This is a genomic window from Stenotrophomonas sp. PE591 (genome assembly GCF_018320795.1).
GTDB lineage: Bacteria > Pseudomonadota > Gammaproteobacteria > Xanthomonadales > Xanthomonadaceae > Stenotrophomonas > Stenotrophomonas maltophilia.
In genome coordinates this window covers 503262-518437 of the sequence record NZ_JAAOKO010000001.1, presented here as the reverse complement: position 1 = coordinate 518437, position 15176 = coordinate 503262, and the positions used below count along the sequence as shown (strand labels likewise).

At 61.1% G+C, this 15176-nt stretch carries 11 protein-coding genes and 1 pseudogene; 5 read left to right on the top strand and 7 right to left on the bottom strand.

The annotated features are described in order from the left end of the window. From JLDANKMP_RS02580 to JLDANKMP_RS02570, 3 genes are all read right to left on the bottom strand, one after another. Complete coding sequence (locus tag JLDANKMP_RS02580) at positions 1-1299, bottom strand: ATP-binding protein (protein WP_212560452.1); 1299 nt, start codon at positions 1297-1299, stop codon at positions 1-3. Then, on the bottom strand, positions 1296-4259 hold the full coding sequence (locus JLDANKMP_RS02575) for a TerB N-terminal domain-containing protein (RefSeq protein WP_212560451.1): 2964 nt from the start codon (positions 4257-4259) through the stop codon (positions 1296-1298). Before JLDANKMP_RS02575 ends, JLDANKMP_RS02580 begins: the two co-directional genes overlap by 4 nt. Before the next feature lie 189 nt (positions 4260-4448). Continuing rightward, complete coding sequence (locus tag JLDANKMP_RS02570) at positions 4449-4715, bottom strand: hypothetical protein (protein ID WP_212560450.1); 267 nt, start codon at positions 4713-4715, stop codon at positions 4449-4451. Positions 4716-4974: 259 nt separating this feature from the next. On the opposite strand from JLDANKMP_RS02570, the gene mobQ reads away from it, so the two are divergent. From mobQ to JLDANKMP_RS02555, 3 genes are all read left to right on the top strand, one after another. Continuing rightward, a complete protein-coding gene (gene mobQ / locus JLDANKMP_RS02565) occupies positions 4975-6498 on the top strand; it encodes a MobQ family relaxase (protein WP_212560449.1) in 1524 nt (507 codons plus the stop codon). A gap of 44 nt (positions 6499-6542) precedes the next feature. Then, positions 6543-6779, top strand: coding sequence for a hypothetical protein (locus JLDANKMP_RS02560; RefSeq protein ID WP_065183082.1), 237 nt, complete (start codon positions 6543-6545; stop codon positions 6777-6779). A 675-nt stretch (positions 6780-7454) separates the two neighbouring features. Continuing rightward, positions 7455-8168, top strand: coding sequence for a hypothetical protein (locus JLDANKMP_RS02555; protein ID WP_212560448.1), 714 nt, complete (start codon positions 7455-7457; stop codon positions 8166-8168). 31 nt (positions 8169-8199) lie between these two features. On the opposite strand, the gene JLDANKMP_RS02550 is transcribed toward JLDANKMP_RS02555, so the two are convergent. From JLDANKMP_RS02550 to JLDANKMP_RS02540, 3 genes are all read right to left on the bottom strand, one after another. After that, positions 8200-8619: a hypothetical protein gene (locus JLDANKMP_RS02550; RefSeq protein WP_249336774.1), complete on the bottom strand. Its 420-nt coding sequence runs from the start codon at positions 8617-8619 to the stop codon at positions 8200-8202. Between the two features lie 246 nt (positions 8620-8865). Continuing rightward, the gene (locus tag JLDANKMP_RS02545) at positions 8866-9414 is read right to left on the bottom strand and encodes a GNAT family N-acetyltransferase (RefSeq protein ID WP_212560446.1); all 549 of its coding nucleotides are present in this window, start codon (positions 9412-9414) and stop codon (positions 8866-8868) included. 702 nt (positions 9415-10116) lie between these two features. Then, positions 10117-11121 (bottom strand): reverse transcriptase family protein, encoded by a 1005-nt coding sequence (locus tag JLDANKMP_RS02540; RefSeq protein WP_212560445.1) that lies wholly within the window; start codon positions 11119-11121, stop codon positions 10117-10119. 1268 nt (positions 11122-12389) lie between these two features. Here JLDANKMP_RS02540 and JLDANKMP_RS02530 point away from each other — a divergent pair. Together JLDANKMP_RS02530 and JLDANKMP_RS02525 are read left to right on the top strand one after the other, a co-directional pair. Then, positions 12390-13667 carry an O-antigen ligase family protein gene (locus tag JLDANKMP_RS02530; RefSeq protein ID WP_212560443.1) on the top strand — a complete coding sequence of 426 codons (1278 nt, stop codon included), beginning with the start codon at positions 12390-12392 and terminating at the stop codon, positions 13665-13667. Beyond that, complete coding sequence (locus JLDANKMP_RS02525) at positions 13667-14659, top strand: glycosyltransferase (protein WP_212560442.1); 993 nt, start codon at positions 13667-13669, stop codon at positions 14657-14659. The genes JLDANKMP_RS02530 and JLDANKMP_RS02525 overlap by 1 nt, the downstream gene beginning before the upstream one ends. Positions 14660-14688: 29 nt before the next feature. On the opposite strand, the pseudogene JLDANKMP_RS02520 reads toward JLDANKMP_RS02525, so the two are convergent. Then, positions 14689-15080: pseudogene (locus tag JLDANKMP_RS02520) on the bottom strand (ribonuclease inhibitor). Positions 15081-15176: the final 96 nt, after the last annotated feature.

Sequence of the window (15176 nt, the reverse complement as noted above, 5' to 3'; positions counted from 1 at the left end):
TTAGAGCCTGAACGACGCCAGCTCGTCGTCCTCTTGCACGACCAATTCGCCGTCGCCCCCGTGGTCAGCTGCCACCTCGACCGATCCAATCAGGTCCTGCCAGTCCACGCCCGGGTTCTGCTCCAAGACGGCCAAGAGGTTGATAAAGGCGGTGATCGTCGTGCGCGGGGTGCGGAAGAAGCTGTCGCCGATTCGATTGGCGCAATGGGTCATGAACTGGTGAATGGCATCGTCGGGCAAGAGATACTTGCCCGCGTCGCCGGCAGCGTAGACATGGCGAATCTTGGTGAGCAGGACGTAGAAATCTTCGGCTGTCAGGCTCGACAGTCGAACCACAGGACCGCTGAAGTCCACCAGTCCGTTGGTGGCAAAGGTATTCTGAGCCAGGCGGCTCTGAAGAGCTTCATAGCTGTAGACGCCGCGGCGGGTATCCATCAGGAAATCCGGGGTGCCGCCCAGAACAAAACCAAGGCCAACCGCAGTGCCCTGCAGGGAGTCATTGAGCATGCGCAGGAGCTGCTCGTAGTTTGCATTCCGGGCCTGGGCGTTGGCCAACTTGTAGAGGTTGACCAGTTCGTCCAGGCACACCAGCAGGCCGCTATAGCCCGCCAGCCGAACAAAGCGGCCCATGAGCTTGAGCTGGTCGTAGACCGATGCGTCGTCCACGATGGTCCGGACGCCCAGCGCTGCACGCGCATCCGTCCGGGTGGCAAATTCGCCACGCAACCAACGAATGGCATCGGACTTGAGCTGCTCGTTGCCTTGCTCGAACCCTCTCCAATAAGCGGCGATCACGTCGGCAAAGTCATAGCCGTTCACCAGTTCGCTCAGCTGCTCGAGCTTCGCGCGAATGACCTGCTCGGTGGATACGCCTTGCGACTTGGACTCGGCCACTGCGGTCGAAATGAACTTCTCGACCACCCCGGGCAGGGCGCCTCCGTCGGGCTTGGTCCGAGTGGCCAAGTTCCGCATGAGCTCCGCGTAGAGCGACCGGGCCTGCCCCCCTGAAGCATGCAACCGCCTGTCGGGATTCAGATCCGCGCTGGCCACGACGAGCTTCCGCTCCATTGCAATGGCGCGAACGAGGTTCAAGAAAAAGGTCTTGCCTGCGCCGTACTCACCCACCACTAAGCGGAAGGACGAGCCGCCATCGGCGAGCCGATCGATGTCACTGACAAGGGTTTGCACTTCACGGGCGCGCCCGACCTGGATCAAATGCTGACCGGCGCGTGGAACGACGCCGGCGCGCAGCGACTGGATCACCGCATCGCGGTCCTTGGAACGGATTGGGCTGCTCATTGCTCGATCTTCTCAATGAATTCGGGGTTGATCTCCAACGGGTCGTCGCCGTCGGAAAATGGGATGTCGTAAGCGTCGAACGACGCATCGTTGATTTGTTCAAGCGCGCCGTCGAGCATCAGCTCCATGTCTGCCGCGCCATCTTCCAGTTCCGCACGGGTCCAGACGGGGCGCGACAGCATTAGCCGCAGCAACGCGCTGTGTGCCTGATCAAGCCCGAGCAACTGACCAGCACTCTCCACCTCGGCACTCACCGCTTCCGCCGGCGCAAGATCAGGGGGACTCGCTTCCTCGTCGGTGAAAATGTTGGCGAGCAACGCGGAGACTTGAGCTGTGTCCCGCTGAAGAGCAGCGATCCGGTCGGGATCGAGTTGGAATGCGCCAGACGCAGCCTTGGGCAATGCGCTTGGGGCTTTGGCCGGGCGTGGGGCATGGACGTCGCTGAACACACGAGTGGGATCCACGCCCAGCGCTTTGTAGACGCGCTCCAAGAACCGGACCTCCTCTGGAGAGACCATCCCGTCGACCTGGGCGAGGGTGGCCATGGACCCGGCGATGGCGTCCTTGATGTCCTCGCTGAGCGGATCCAGCTTCTTGCGCAACGTAGGCAAGGAAAGCGGTGCCATCGCCAAGAGATCAAGGTGCGCGCGCAGCCGCCGTCGGTCACCCTCGCTCAGATGCGTCCAGCTTTCGATTTCGCGTGAAAGGTGCTCAACTTCGTGGGCGCTGAACGTGCCATCAGACTGAGCGACCGTCGAGGCGAGTTGCAGGGTCAACTGGGCCGTTTGATAGGCCTGAGCGTCGGTTCGATGGGTTTGGTCGGGAAGCAGGGGGAAGAGAACGATCGGGTCGTTCTCGCCAGGCACCCGCGCGCCTTCGAGCACATTGGGTTCCATGCCGACCTTGGACTGCTCCAGTGCTCGTGCGAGTTCCCGAATTTTGTCCTTGCCCAAGGTGGTTCCGACTGCCCCAAGCCTTCCCAATAGGTCGGTCAGCTTGATCGACAAATTGGCGGTTTGAACATCCGAAGCGACTTCGGCCAATGCGGTCCGGGTGGCCAGCGGCCAGATCTCTGACGGAAGCAGCAAGGTGCCCTCAATGGATTGGCGGGCCTCAGGGTTCTTGCCCACGAGCCGGCTGAAGGCTCCGAGGTCCTCCGTGCACTGAGAAACAAGTTCCTGCAGCGCCTTTAGGGGCGCTCGCAATGCGGTGACATCGGGAATGTCACCGAAAGTCCTGGTGCCGGCGTCAGTTCGGTCCAGGGCCGGGTTAAAGGGGCGGCGGGTGAACTTAAGCTTGGTGCGGTTTTTGGGCAGCACCATTCCAGGGCCGAACGTTTCTTGATACCGCAGAGCGAAAAGGCGATCGAACTCTTCCGTGCAACGCGTTGCGGCGGTTCGCAGAGGAATCTCTGGATTGAGTCGCACCCACGCCGTGGCCAGCGCGGGGGGCACGGGGACTCGATCCAAGGAGCATTGCCCCAGGGCCAAGCGGATGTAGAAAGGAAGTTCGTAAGTTCGTTCGAACGCTGGAAGAGGCGCGTTGTAAAGCTGTTCGCCTGCTTCGGTCAGAGCCATCCAGTCGAGCAGGCTGTTGACATGACCGTGGACGTTCGGAAGCACAGCAGCATAAGCAGACGACAAACGGCGGAGCATCGCCTTGATAGCGGGCCAGTCTTGCTTGGAATCCGGATCGTTCACCGAATCCAGCAAGATGCGACGCTCCAATCCAAACAGGAACAATCGAACATACTGGATTGCGCAGCCGGGATCGGTACGGTCCGAAGCGAGCCACTTCAGATAGGCGTGGCGTTCAGCGGGTTCAAAGTCTGCGTAGCCTCCCCAGTAGCGCGTCGTGGACCGGTAATCCCCGTATCGCCCAACGGCAAGAACGCCATTGACCAAGCTGGGCTCGTTCTCACGCGTGCCAGGGGTGGCCAGCCGCGGGCCTGTGTAGAACAGGCCGCCCCGGATAACGATGCCCCCGATCTCGATCTCGTCCTGAGCGCCAAGCCAGCGGGTTTTGTCCCAGCCCTCGGGCGGTCGGGGCACTGTGTACTGCTTTGCCGGCTTTTCGGAGTCCATGGTCACCTGCCGGAGCTCATCGGGCAGGGAGGGAGGCGAAGGCCGCGATGGAAGCGGGGGCGGCGGCGTCATTGCACCTGCGTCGCGGGTTCCGTTCGTGTGGGGAGGGTTAGTCTGCTCCGCGGCTCTTGAGTCCGAGTGCGCTCGCCCATCTGTGGTGCCCGTCAAGGTTTCTCCCGAGGCTGTATCCGCGTTTGTGGCGGACTGGATCAGAGGCTCGACCAGCTCATCTTGCGAAGTCGCGGCCAAGCGCTGGGTCACGGCAAGTTTCGCCGCAGAGAGGTTGCCCGGGCGCGCGCGCTCAATGTGTTCCTCGTGAGGTTGGTAGGGGTAGGGGGTAGAAGTGTTCGCGGAGCCCACGGCCGTCAGCACCCGTGCGGCGGACTCAATGGCAAGGCGCATACTCACCGCGGCCTTGGCCTCTTCCAAATTGCCAGGACGGGGCGGCGAAAGAGTCTCTGGGGGCGCTCTGCTCGGGGCCTGCGCCGCAGGCAGCGCCGAGCGACCCTCAGAGCCGACCGGGCGCGCATCTTCTGACACGGCAGCGCCGACCGATCCCGAGGACGTGCCCGATTCAATATTCGCGGGTCTCGCCGGTTGGGCAGCTTCTGGGCGGGGCTGTCTCTGTGCCGCCTGTTCAGATGGAAGAGCGGATGCCTTGATCAACTCGGCCAAGGTCGGCTCTGGAGCGGGGACCGGCTTGGCGGGAGAGGGTGTCCTTTTCGGGCGCATTGCCTGCCACTTCGCCCAGAGCCAAACGGCGGTGGTCACCGCAAGGACGATCCCCAATCCGATCCAGACTTCCTTTGGTACCAATGCTATGACGACCAGGATTGCGACGATCCAGCCGCCTGCGGTTTGCTTCCTTCTCGCCATATGGCCCCCTGCCTTTGGCGCTTCCTTTGGGGCATTGTAGCTCGCCAGCCCCACGTGAGACGCGCATGGCGAGGACGGGGCGAGGCTCTGGGATGGCCAGGGTTTCACCCATTCAGCATTGGCGTTCAGGGCACTGGAGTGCATGCCCCAGCCCTTGACGTTGATGGCCGTACGAGTGAGCTGGGATGATCAGTGGGGCGGTGAGAGGCGTGTTTCGTTCACCGTAAGCATATGCCGCTGCAGGGCTGCGACGATCTCGTTGTCTGGCAGGTTCTGGGCTCCGGCCAGGAAAACGAGTTCGGCCACTTGTCGTCTGCGCTTGGCGTCGTCGCGGCGCTTGATGGCCTTCTCCCTGGCATCCTGCCGCTGATGCGCCAGAAGCTCCCTGGCTTGAAGCTGGGCCAACCGATGGGTGGCCCGTTGGATCTGATCGCGGTAGTGATTGGTGGACGACATGCTCTTCTCCTTGTGAAGTCCTTTTCAGTGAAGCAATGATTTCTCGTTCGTCAACCTTCTGATGGCGACGTCGTTTCCGCGCTTCAAGAGCGTCAGAAAACCAGAAAGAAAGATGCGGAAGCGAAGAGCAAAAAGCGCACTTAGGCATCACAAGTGATGCGTGCGCAAAGGGCTTCGCCCCTTGAACCCCAAGCCGCTTTGCGACTTGCCAACGGCAAATTCAAAGGCATAAAGAGCCCAAAGAACTAGAGCTCTCTGCATGGCGATCTACCACACCCGCGTCAAAACTTTCTCCCGTGCCAAAGGCCATTCGGCCGTTGCCGCCGCGGCCTACCGGGCCGGACTGTCGCTCGTCGACGAGCGTACGGGAGCGCGACACGACTACTCCCGCAGAGGGGGCGTGGTCGAGAGCCGGTGGGTGGTGCCCTTGAAGGCGCCCGACTGGTCGCTCGACGCCGCAAAGCTCTGGCAAGCGGCCGAGGCGGCAGAGAAGCGAAAAGACGCGACCGTGGCCCGCGAGTTTGAGATTGCACTTCCGCATGAGCTTAACGGGCCGCAGCGCTCGGCCCTGACGGCGGACATCGCCCGGGCATTGGTTGATCGCTATGGCTTTGCAGTTCAAGCCAGCATTCACTCGCCGGGCAGCAACGACGGACTGAATTGGCACGTGCACATCCTGGCTACAACGCGCCGCTTGGACGCCGAAGGGCTTGCGGAAAAAACGCGCGAGCTCGACGGTGGACCCTCTGGACGTAGCGAAGTGGAGTGGCTCCGAGCGATGGTGGCCCAGCTGACAAACCAGCACCTGGCCGCTGCCGAGATCCCAGTGTCCGTCGATCATCGAAGTTTGGAAGCGCAAGCGGAGGACGCGCTCGAGCGCGGCGACATCGTCGAAGCTGCGGTTCTCGGGCGGCGCCCAACGATCCACTTAGGCCAGCAGGCCTCAGCGCTCGAACGGCGGGGAGTGGAGACCGATGTCGGGAAGGTTCTGGCCAACATCGTTGCGGACAACCAGGGTGCTGTGCATCAGGCAGCGATACGGTTTGAGAGGGCAGCGACGGATACAGACCGTGCCCGCGGACATGCATCGATGCCGCCGAACCGTGTCGAGCTGGGGGCGAAATCAGGTGAAAGCTACATCGAGGACGTAAAGGGATTCGGTCGGCGAGGAGTTCTGGCCATTCGCACTCTTCCCGACACACCAGAACCATCGCTGCGATCGCTGATGGAGAGCGCGTGGGGACTTTGGCGTGACGTGGCGGCGGCCGGTCTCGAGGGCGCGCTTCGGTCCACGCGCCTGCTTCTAGGTCGCCTGGACTTGGCCGTTAGCAACGGGAGCGTGGCGACAAGGGTGCGCAAGGATATCCACCGAGCGCTAAGGGGATTGGCCGCAGTGAGGCGACGAGCGACGGAGTGGCTGCGACGGGTGGAGGCAGAACGACGGGCTGCATCGCTTCTGACGCGCGCGGAGCGGTCGTTGGAGGACTTCATCGAACAGCAGCCCCGGCCGGCAGGCGCTGCACTGGTGGCCTGGGCCCGGCGTCGCGGACGTCGCTTGGCCGCAATCGAGCAGCGTTTGGATGCCCTGAGAAAAGCTCGTACAAAGATCGAGGACGGTCAGGAAGAGGCCTGTGCGAATCAGCTGTCAGCCGCCGTGGCAGAGTTGGAAGCCGGCAGCAGGGTAGCCCTGGATCAGTTGGAGGATCCGCTTCACGAAACGGGAGACCCCGCAAAGCTGACTGTATCCATGCCGCAGGCCACGCCTCGGCCAGGGCTTCACTGACAGCAATGAAGAGCCCCCGCTGTGGCGGGGGCTCTGGACGTTCAATGAAGCGTTGGCCGCTTGGTCGTTGGCCGCTTGGCCGGGGGCCTGATTCCCCGCCGATCAGCGAGCAGTTGGTCCAACGGAGCCAGATCCTCTTTTACCTCGACGCGTTCCTTGGTTGTAGGAGCGGGCCGTGGCTGAAGGTGAGGCCTGTCATGAATGAGGTCGACTGGGTTTCCGCCTGCGCGCTGGCGCAAAACCTCGGCGGCGATCTCCAAGGCCACTCGAACATCTTCTGAGCGCTCTTGCTGTGTACGGCGGGCCGCTCGTTCGATGGTGCCGCTTAAAACCAGCGCGGCGATTCTGGTTTGTGGATCAGTCATGGTTCCTCCGTCGTTGGTGTGTGCCCGTCGTCGGTCAACTGAGCATCGATGGGTTGGATCGGACTTTTTCCTGAAGACCTGCCCAGGACGCGCTCCGCGAGCTCCAGAGCGGCTTGAATGTCTTTCAAGCGCTCTTCGCGAGTGCGATGGACGGTGGGATTGAAGCTGCCGCTCAGAAGTAGCGCGGCGACTTGGTTTCGTGGATGTAGCAATGTGCGTCCTCGGTTGGTGTGTGATCGTAGCCAACCAGTTAAGTGAAAATTAGCAAGGGCACGTAGCAGGGAATCGCGCACAGAATTGCTAGTTAGTCGGAAAGAATTTCCTGGCGGGGAAGCGACCCCTGGAAAGTCACGTGCAGTCGCGCAATCGGCCCCAAAAGCGGGGCTGACTCCGCCGGCGTTGGATGACGATGGCCCCAAGTTAGCTCTCTAAAGAAATTCGCAACGGGGTCGATAGCCGCATAATGGGGAGTTTCCCAACCTTTGCGACGAGGACAGGATGTCAATGAAAAAAATGGTTCTAAGCAGTGCGTTCTTGCTTCCTGCGCTCGTAGGATGCGGGAAGGCCGGAGCGCCGGAGTGCGGCGATGAGATGACCCTGGACCTGGTTCGCAGCATCATCCAGCGGGAGCTGGGGGCGGCAAGTGCTGCTGCCAACTTGAGCGCAGAGCAGCTTCGCAGTGTTCTTCCCATCTCTTTGGCTCATCCGACGAGCTTTGATGAGAAGATCAGCCGCTACAGTTGCGAAGCTGACCTGGCCGCGCCATTCAACAACCCTGGGCAGGACGTTTACAAGCTACGGCTTGAATACACCTCTCAGGCGGTCAATGGACAACACTTGGCCGAGGTCCAGGTGCTTCCTGGAGATCTTATTGGCATCGGAGCGGCTATCAGCTCCAATGTCCGGAGCCAAACACAAGCCATGGCTCCCGCAGCTGCGGCCCCAGTGGAAGAGTCACAGGCAGTGGACGTTGATGCTGCTTATGATTCAGCGATGTCGACGAAGGCGGACGATTACCAAGAGCCCAACTCGGACGAGCCGCTGGCGGATGGCGCTTCGACTGGGCCCAGCTTTGACTGTGGGAATGCGTCGTCGGCCGTAGAGCAAATGATCTGTGCCGATCCGGACCTGGCCCGGTTGGACAAGCAAACTGCAGAGGCGTTTGGTGTCTTCCGGACCCGCTCGATGGACCCGGGCCAGGTTACGGCGAGTCAAGGACGGTGGCGCAGGACAGTACGGGATATATGTGCCGACCAAGCCTGTATAGAGCAGGCCTACCAGACGCGATTGGCTGAGTTGAACTGACCCCTGGGATGTCGCTTCGAGCCAATCCTGCTCAGGGCAGGGGCCGGAGCCTTCCATTCACGACCAGATCAAGAACGCCCCGGGCGACATCGGTTGCGGCCGATATCCACTCGTTGTCATCGCCCGGAAACGCCTCTTCAAGTGGATCTTCCTTCCCTCCGTGAAAGAGGTTGTTACGAAGCCGGCGGGCGGCTTGCATCAGCGCCCTCGGGTCTGACGCGCTCAGGGCTTCGGCCCGGAAGGAGGCGATGTTGTGGCCTCCGTGCACGATCACCATCTGGACCATGGGACGATCCCGGTTCCCGCCCAGGATCTTCTGCTTGGTCGCCTCAGACACCGTCGACGTGAGTAGCTCTGGTTGCATCACTTCGAGTGCAGCGTCTACGCCTTGCCAATTCACCTTGGCGGATCCGTTTGAGTAAGCGCCGGTAAACTCGGGGACTTGTTTCAATGCGAACTCAAGCGCACCAAACGCTCGGAGCAGGCGAAAGGCACGGAGTGGGGAGGCGGGCATGTTGGACCTATTTTGACGGGCTACTTGGAATCGCCGAAGACAGGGCCGGGCGCTAGGCCAATCGACCAATTTCCGCCCGGCTCCTGCTGCGCGTGACAAAGTTGTGCGGCGCCTTCGAGGCAACTTCTCGAATAGCTACGCCGAGTCGTAGGGCGCCGTCGCCGAATCGCACAGAAGAAGCGATCATCCCCTATCGCTCCCTGTTTCGTATTTGCGGAGATATTGGAGGGCTGGCTTTCCCGAGGCTTGATCTGTGACGCGCTTTGGCTCAACCGCCAGGACAGCTGACGCAACATGCTGCGAAGCAACGTTGTCTAGGTCGATGATTGCCTCAACAAAGAAGGGCGGATGACCTCTTAGCCCGTTTCTAAGCTCTTCAATGCCTGCTGCGAAAATCTTCTTCGCCAACCCCTTGCCCCGGTGCTTCACCGGGACGGCGTAGCCTGCGGCAAAGACCGGCGAACCGTCCTCATACTCATAGGGGATTAAGCAGAGGTAGGCGTTCAGCTCTCCGGATTCCAGATACGTATACACGAACCTAGGTGCGCCAGTTTCCCTGTCGGAATAGAAGGAGACATTAGGGTCCACACGACCTTGCTGCACCTGTAGCCCATCGCGGAGCACCTTTTGAAATGATTCCATTGCAGGTGTCGGATCTACGAAATCTGGCACGTCACACCTAACCTTTGCTACGCGGGATCTGAAGTGATATTGGCGCATTTTGATCAACATTTCACCTGGCTGGCATCTGGTGCTGACGGTATGCTGCCCTGTCGCGTGGAGGCTACACTCAGTTGAATCGGAACGCCGCATGAGCAATAACCTCCACAGATTTTAAAGATGGTGAATTCTTCCTCTAGGAGGGGGCACTTGCCCGGCGAACGGCGTGGTCTTCGAGAGCCTGGATCGATTGCTTTCCACGGCTTGATCCAAGCCATAAGTTGGCGGGTCTCCCACTCGCTTGGCCGACCAGACGCGCCCCACCAAGTCCGGCCCGAACGCGGCGTTAGCCCGTTGCATGACCTTCGGGGGTGTCTCAGGGCCGGGATCAACGCAAGCGAACAGGTCGCCTTGTCGGACTCAACGTATTGCCGTGGCCAGCAAGCCGATTCCTGCCCTCTTGTAGAGGTGGCTGTGCCGCCGCATCGTCTTAGTCAAGCCTTGGACTGTAACCGGCGCCTCGCGCGTGTCCATCGTCGGACAGAGAAGCTGAGCGCTTTGCTGGGGTGGCATTAGGCCGGTCTTAGTCTGAAAGTGGGTGCTTCCAGAAACACCCAGAGCCTGTGGCGGGAGGGAGAGCGCTCACGCAGCTTCTCCGCCACCTGCGGCGCTGGAAAAAGATGTCCACGACCTGCTGGACCTTTTACGGTATCGTGACTTTCGTGCCAACCCTCCGGGACACGGTGATATTTTGACGTTCCCGCGCGCTTTACTTTATGCTTTTTCTGCCGCGGAAATAGCGGTCGGCAGAGCGGCCGATCGGCGACGGCGTCGTGCGGGAGGGAGAGTGCTTCGTAGCTTCTGAGCTTCCGCTTTCAGGGCCTTGCCGCGCTGCTGGTCCAGATTGCCAATGTTCTCAAGTTGGCCAACCAACCCGCGTTTGACCTTGGTGCTGGCACTGGTCCCTTTAACCAGATTTCGAGACTCGTGCATCTCCTTGTGTTTCCTGTTGGGCGCCCTGCTGATCCCATCGCGAAAGGCTCGTCCGGTAACCACTTTGGCGCTCGCCTTCCTAAAGACTTTTGCTTTCTCCACTTTCGAGGCAAAGCCGAACCTTCTTAGGACACGATCCAGCCACCGAACGTCACCGTGTCCGATGGTGTTGCCTGTGATTGCAACGTCATCCACATAGAGCGAGAACGTGCCTCCTTGGTCCGCAACACGCTTGGCGATCAGGTCGAACATGTCACGGCAGGCCCAAAATGACAGCAGTACACTGGCAGGGGAGCCGGTCGCTAGCTTTCCGTTGTAGCAGACCAAGTCGGCCATCGCATCAGCAATATCCCCAGGGCATTGGAATACGTTTCTGAAAAGCTTGAAGACGCGTTGGCGCGTGATGCTAGGGTAAAAATCGGAGACATCCACAGTCACCGTTGCGCCTTCCGCAAGCATGTGGCATTCGGAATTGGTGAGGTGAGAGCGCTTCGGGATACCAGAGTGCAGATAGTCCGGAACGCAGATCTGCTTGAGCAGTACGTTAAGTCGCTTCTGAAGCGGCTTAACGACCGCGTTTGGAGCCTGAATTAGACGTTTTTTACCGGTCCGGCGATGAGTTTGGTAGAACTCGCTGAAGTTATCGGGCCGTTTGCACAGTGCTCGCAGGGCGCTTGGGGTTCCATCCCATTGAAGCACACGCGCGAGTGCTTTTAAGGTCGGTAGCCGAAAGAACGCGGACGACGTGATGTCATAGCGGTTAGCGCTTTTTCGGGGGAGCGTCATCGTTAGAATCCAGTGTCCATTCCAAGATTTTCATCAGCCTCTTGGCGTTCTTCTGACGTCGCTCCGAGGAGCCTTCAAGGGCTTCGGCGAAGCTTAGGAACGTTGAAGGCGGCACATCGAATACTTCTGCGAACTTGTGTAGAAGCTCGACTGACGCAGCCTTCTTTCCTGACTCGATCTCAGATAGATGAGAGCGTGATATGCCTAGGCGCTCCGCCAGCTCACCTTGTTGCATTCGGTGAACCTCGCGGACCGTCTTTAAAGCCTTGTGAAGCATTTCCTCTCTTCCTGCATGTGTAGATAAAAAGGAGGGTGCTACTGATGAGTCTTAGAGTCCGAATGTCCTGCGCCGTGCTTAGCGGTCAAAGTGGTCATACAACTTCCACACGACCATCAAGAGACGGAACAACCAAGGACCACCAAAAACTCGTTTGAACCATTTCAGCAGCAGCTGGCGCTTGTCATCTTTCCTGTCAACAGGTGAGACCATGTTGGTGTCCTCGATGCACCTTTCCGGGATTGGAAAGGCTCCGTTGCTACATCGAGAATGGGGAACGCCAGTTACTACCCTCCTCCAATCTATGGCTGCGAGCCGTTGCCGCAGCCACCTGACCCTTCCCGATGGTCCCGGCCGTGGCCGGCCGCTGACGCGTCGCTCGGGGTGTTTTGGGCTATTCGCCCTCGAGTAGTCGCCCACTCACACCATGGCACGGATTGTTGCTCCCCGCGATGACGACATCAGCCTAACAGCTAAGCACCCGTTTTGTCGCTCAGAGCGACATCGTTTCGCTATCTGGCGTTCAGTTATTGGTCATAGACCTGTTGCGGCGATGTTGCGTCGGAGCATGGGTCTCGCGGGTGATGCCGAAGATCCTTGCAGCACAAGGTTCTTGGTGATTACGATCTTCTTTTAGCCGTTTTGCTTCATCAGCGGGGTGTGATCCTTGGACGCCTTGGCGTTGCTGGCGTTGTCTTTTGTATCAGTCACTTGGGGCGTTTCGCGTCTTGGGCAGGGCGTCGGGGCGTGACCACGCGCAGGCATGGCCGGAGAGGTCATTAGTGTAGCGACCTGGGGCGGTCGATGATCCGCGGCACCCGCGCTGGGCCCGGAGGCTGTCCGTGTGCCAACGCCTGCGCCTCTGCCCCGGCACTTTGGTTGATTTCCCCCGGGTCCCACGGTAGTGTCAGCCCCGGCGATCTCCGCCAAGCGGCCTCCATGGAAAACGGGGCGACTTGTCCCCGGGTGGGCGTTGATGGAAAGAACAAGCATGACTGCAGCCTGCATGGCCGCCGAACCTAGTTACACTTGGCGTGCCGTCCTGCTGAGCATCCTGGTCGCCATCGTTCCGCTTGCCGGCTCCGCACCCAACACCTTGCTGAAGGCGGTGCTGCTGCTGGCCCTGCTGGTCACCGGCGTGGTTCTGATTCGCCGCCAGCCCGATGTCCGCCTGCGCTACCGCATCGCCCGGTTCATCGTGATCGTCTGCTTCCTGCGCCTGGCCTATGCCTTCTACAGCATCCTCTGGCACGGGCTGCGCTGGAACGAGCTGGATCTGCCGGCGCAGACACTGCTCTACCTGGGTACCGCTGCTGTGTTCGCCACTGCGCTGGACTGGCGCCTGATCTGGAAGATCTTCGCCGTGTCCACCCTGGTCTTCGGCGGGTCGTGCATCGTGCAGCACCACGTGATGGGTCTTGAACGCGCGCACGGTTTCAGTGGCGGCGAATGGACGGCCATCGAGTTCACCATGGTGACGCTGTGCATGGCGTTGTTCTCGGTCATCCGGTTGATCCAGCCCAATGTGCATCCGGCCGAACGCTGGCTGCACGGCGTGGCCATCGCCGTCGGCGTCTACGGCTCGATCCTGGCGCAGAGTCGCGGGCCGATCCTGGCGTTCATTCCCGCCATGCTGATGGTGATTGTGGTGCACGTCCGGCGAACCCGGCGCTGGCGGGGGGCACTGGTCTTCGTCGGTGCCTTGGCCATCGGCGTGGTCGGCGCCACCTCGGTGCTGAACCACGAGGTGATCCAGCGCTTCGGTGAGGTCAGTGGCGAGATCTCCGGCTTCAACCAGGAAAACGAGGTCGGCTCGGTCCGCGAGCGCATCGCCATGTGGGGCGTGGCGGTCGACGCCTTCGCCGAGCATCCCGTGGCGGGGGTGGGCCTGAACCAGTTCGGTACCTATGCACGTGAGGGCATCGCCCGCGGCGAGGTGTCCGAGTCGATCTTCCGCTACAACCACCCGCACAACGAGTACCTGGAAGCGGCGGTGACCGGTGGCGTGCCGTTGCTGCTGATCATGCTGCTGGTCTTCATCCTGCCCGGCATTCATTTCGTGCGGCGCCTCGGCCACGCCGACGACATCACCGCGACGATCGCCATCGCCGGACTTGCCGTGGTCATCGTCTATGCGCTTTCGGCGTTCACGGACAACGTGTTCTACCGGGCGATGCCGCATTCGTTCTATTTCTACCTGGTGCTGGGCTTCATGATGGCGACCGCCTTGCCGGCGCGTAACCTGCATCGGCCAGGGAGTCCGTCCTGATGGCGCATATCCATCTACTGGCCGCCGACAACCAGCGTGGCCTGTCCCATGACATCCAGGTGATCGAGCGCTCATTGCAGCAGCTCGGGCACACGGTGACGGTTAGCCGTCTGGACGCGGTGCGCAATGGTGGTGCCTGGAAACTGCGCGGGATGCGCCTGCGCAGGCTGCTGGCCTCGTGGCTCAGCTTGGGGCGCACGCCGGCCCGGTTCGACATCAACATCTCGCTGGAGCATGTCCGGCCGGCAAGCTTCGGACTGGCCGAGGTCAATCTGTTGATTCCGAATCCGGAATGGGTGTCCGCACGCAGCCTGCGGATCCTGCCGCGGTTCGATGCGTTGTTGACCAAGACCGAAGAAGCCACGCGCATCTTCAACGCACTGGGCATGCGCGCGCTGGAAGTCGGTTTCTGCAGCCGTGACCGCTACGACCCAGCGGTGCCGCGCAGACCGCGCAGCTTCCTGCATGCGGCCGGTACCAGTCGCATGAAGGGGACGGCTGCACTCGTCAATGTCTGGAAGCGGCACCCTGAGTGGCCCTTGCTGACCATCCTGCGCGGCGGCCCTTCGGACGAAGATGAGGGCGGGGCCGCGAACCTGCGGATCGTCCGCGAGCGGCTGCCCGACCAGGAGGTGCAGCGCCTGCAGAACGAACATGCGTTTCACCTGTGCCTGTCGCAGACCGAAGGCTGGGGCCATTACCTGGTGGAAGCGATGAGCTGCGGCGCGGTGGTGATCACCTGCGACGGCGCGCCGATGAACCAGATGATCGACGACAGCCGCGGTATCCTGGTCGCCGCGCACGAGGGCGAGCCCTGCCATCTGTCCAGAATCTGGCATGTGGATGAGAAGGCGCTGGAACAGGCCGTCGAGCGTGCGCTGGCGATGGATGAGGCCGAGTGGACCCGGCTGGGCGCCAATGCACGCGCATGGCACCTGGCCAGCGAAGTGGCGTTCCCACGCCGTCTGGGCGAGGCCCTGGCCAAGCTTTGAGCTGATGGGGTCTAGTTGCTGCAGAGTGCTCAGCCTGGCACCAGGGTGATCTGCGGACGGCTGCCGAAGATCTCCATGACGATCTCGAAGTAGGTCTGTCCCTGGCCAATCGACAGTGCCGTCAACTGAGGCCGGATGACCGGACCGTTGAACCTGCCGTCCTGATCGAGTTTGGACCGCAGCCAAGCGCGCGTGGTCTCGCGGCCAGTGCCTCGCGGCTGTGGGCGATGTCACGCCACACCACCGTGGTGGCGGCATGACCGGCGAGCGCGCCGTAGCTGCCGTGCAGCGGGTCATCAAGCGCGTCCAAGCTTCCGCCCAGCTGTCAGTCTTCGTCGGCCATGAACACGCGATTGATTTCCACGTAGACGCTGGCGATGTCGTTGATGGACGCGCCTTCGATGTGCAGGATCCGTGTCATCTGCAGACTGTAGCCCGCCCGGGCGACGGTTGTGTCCGGCGCAGATAATCCGGGTCGCCTTGGATGGGGCAGGCGTGATTATGGTGTCAATCTGTG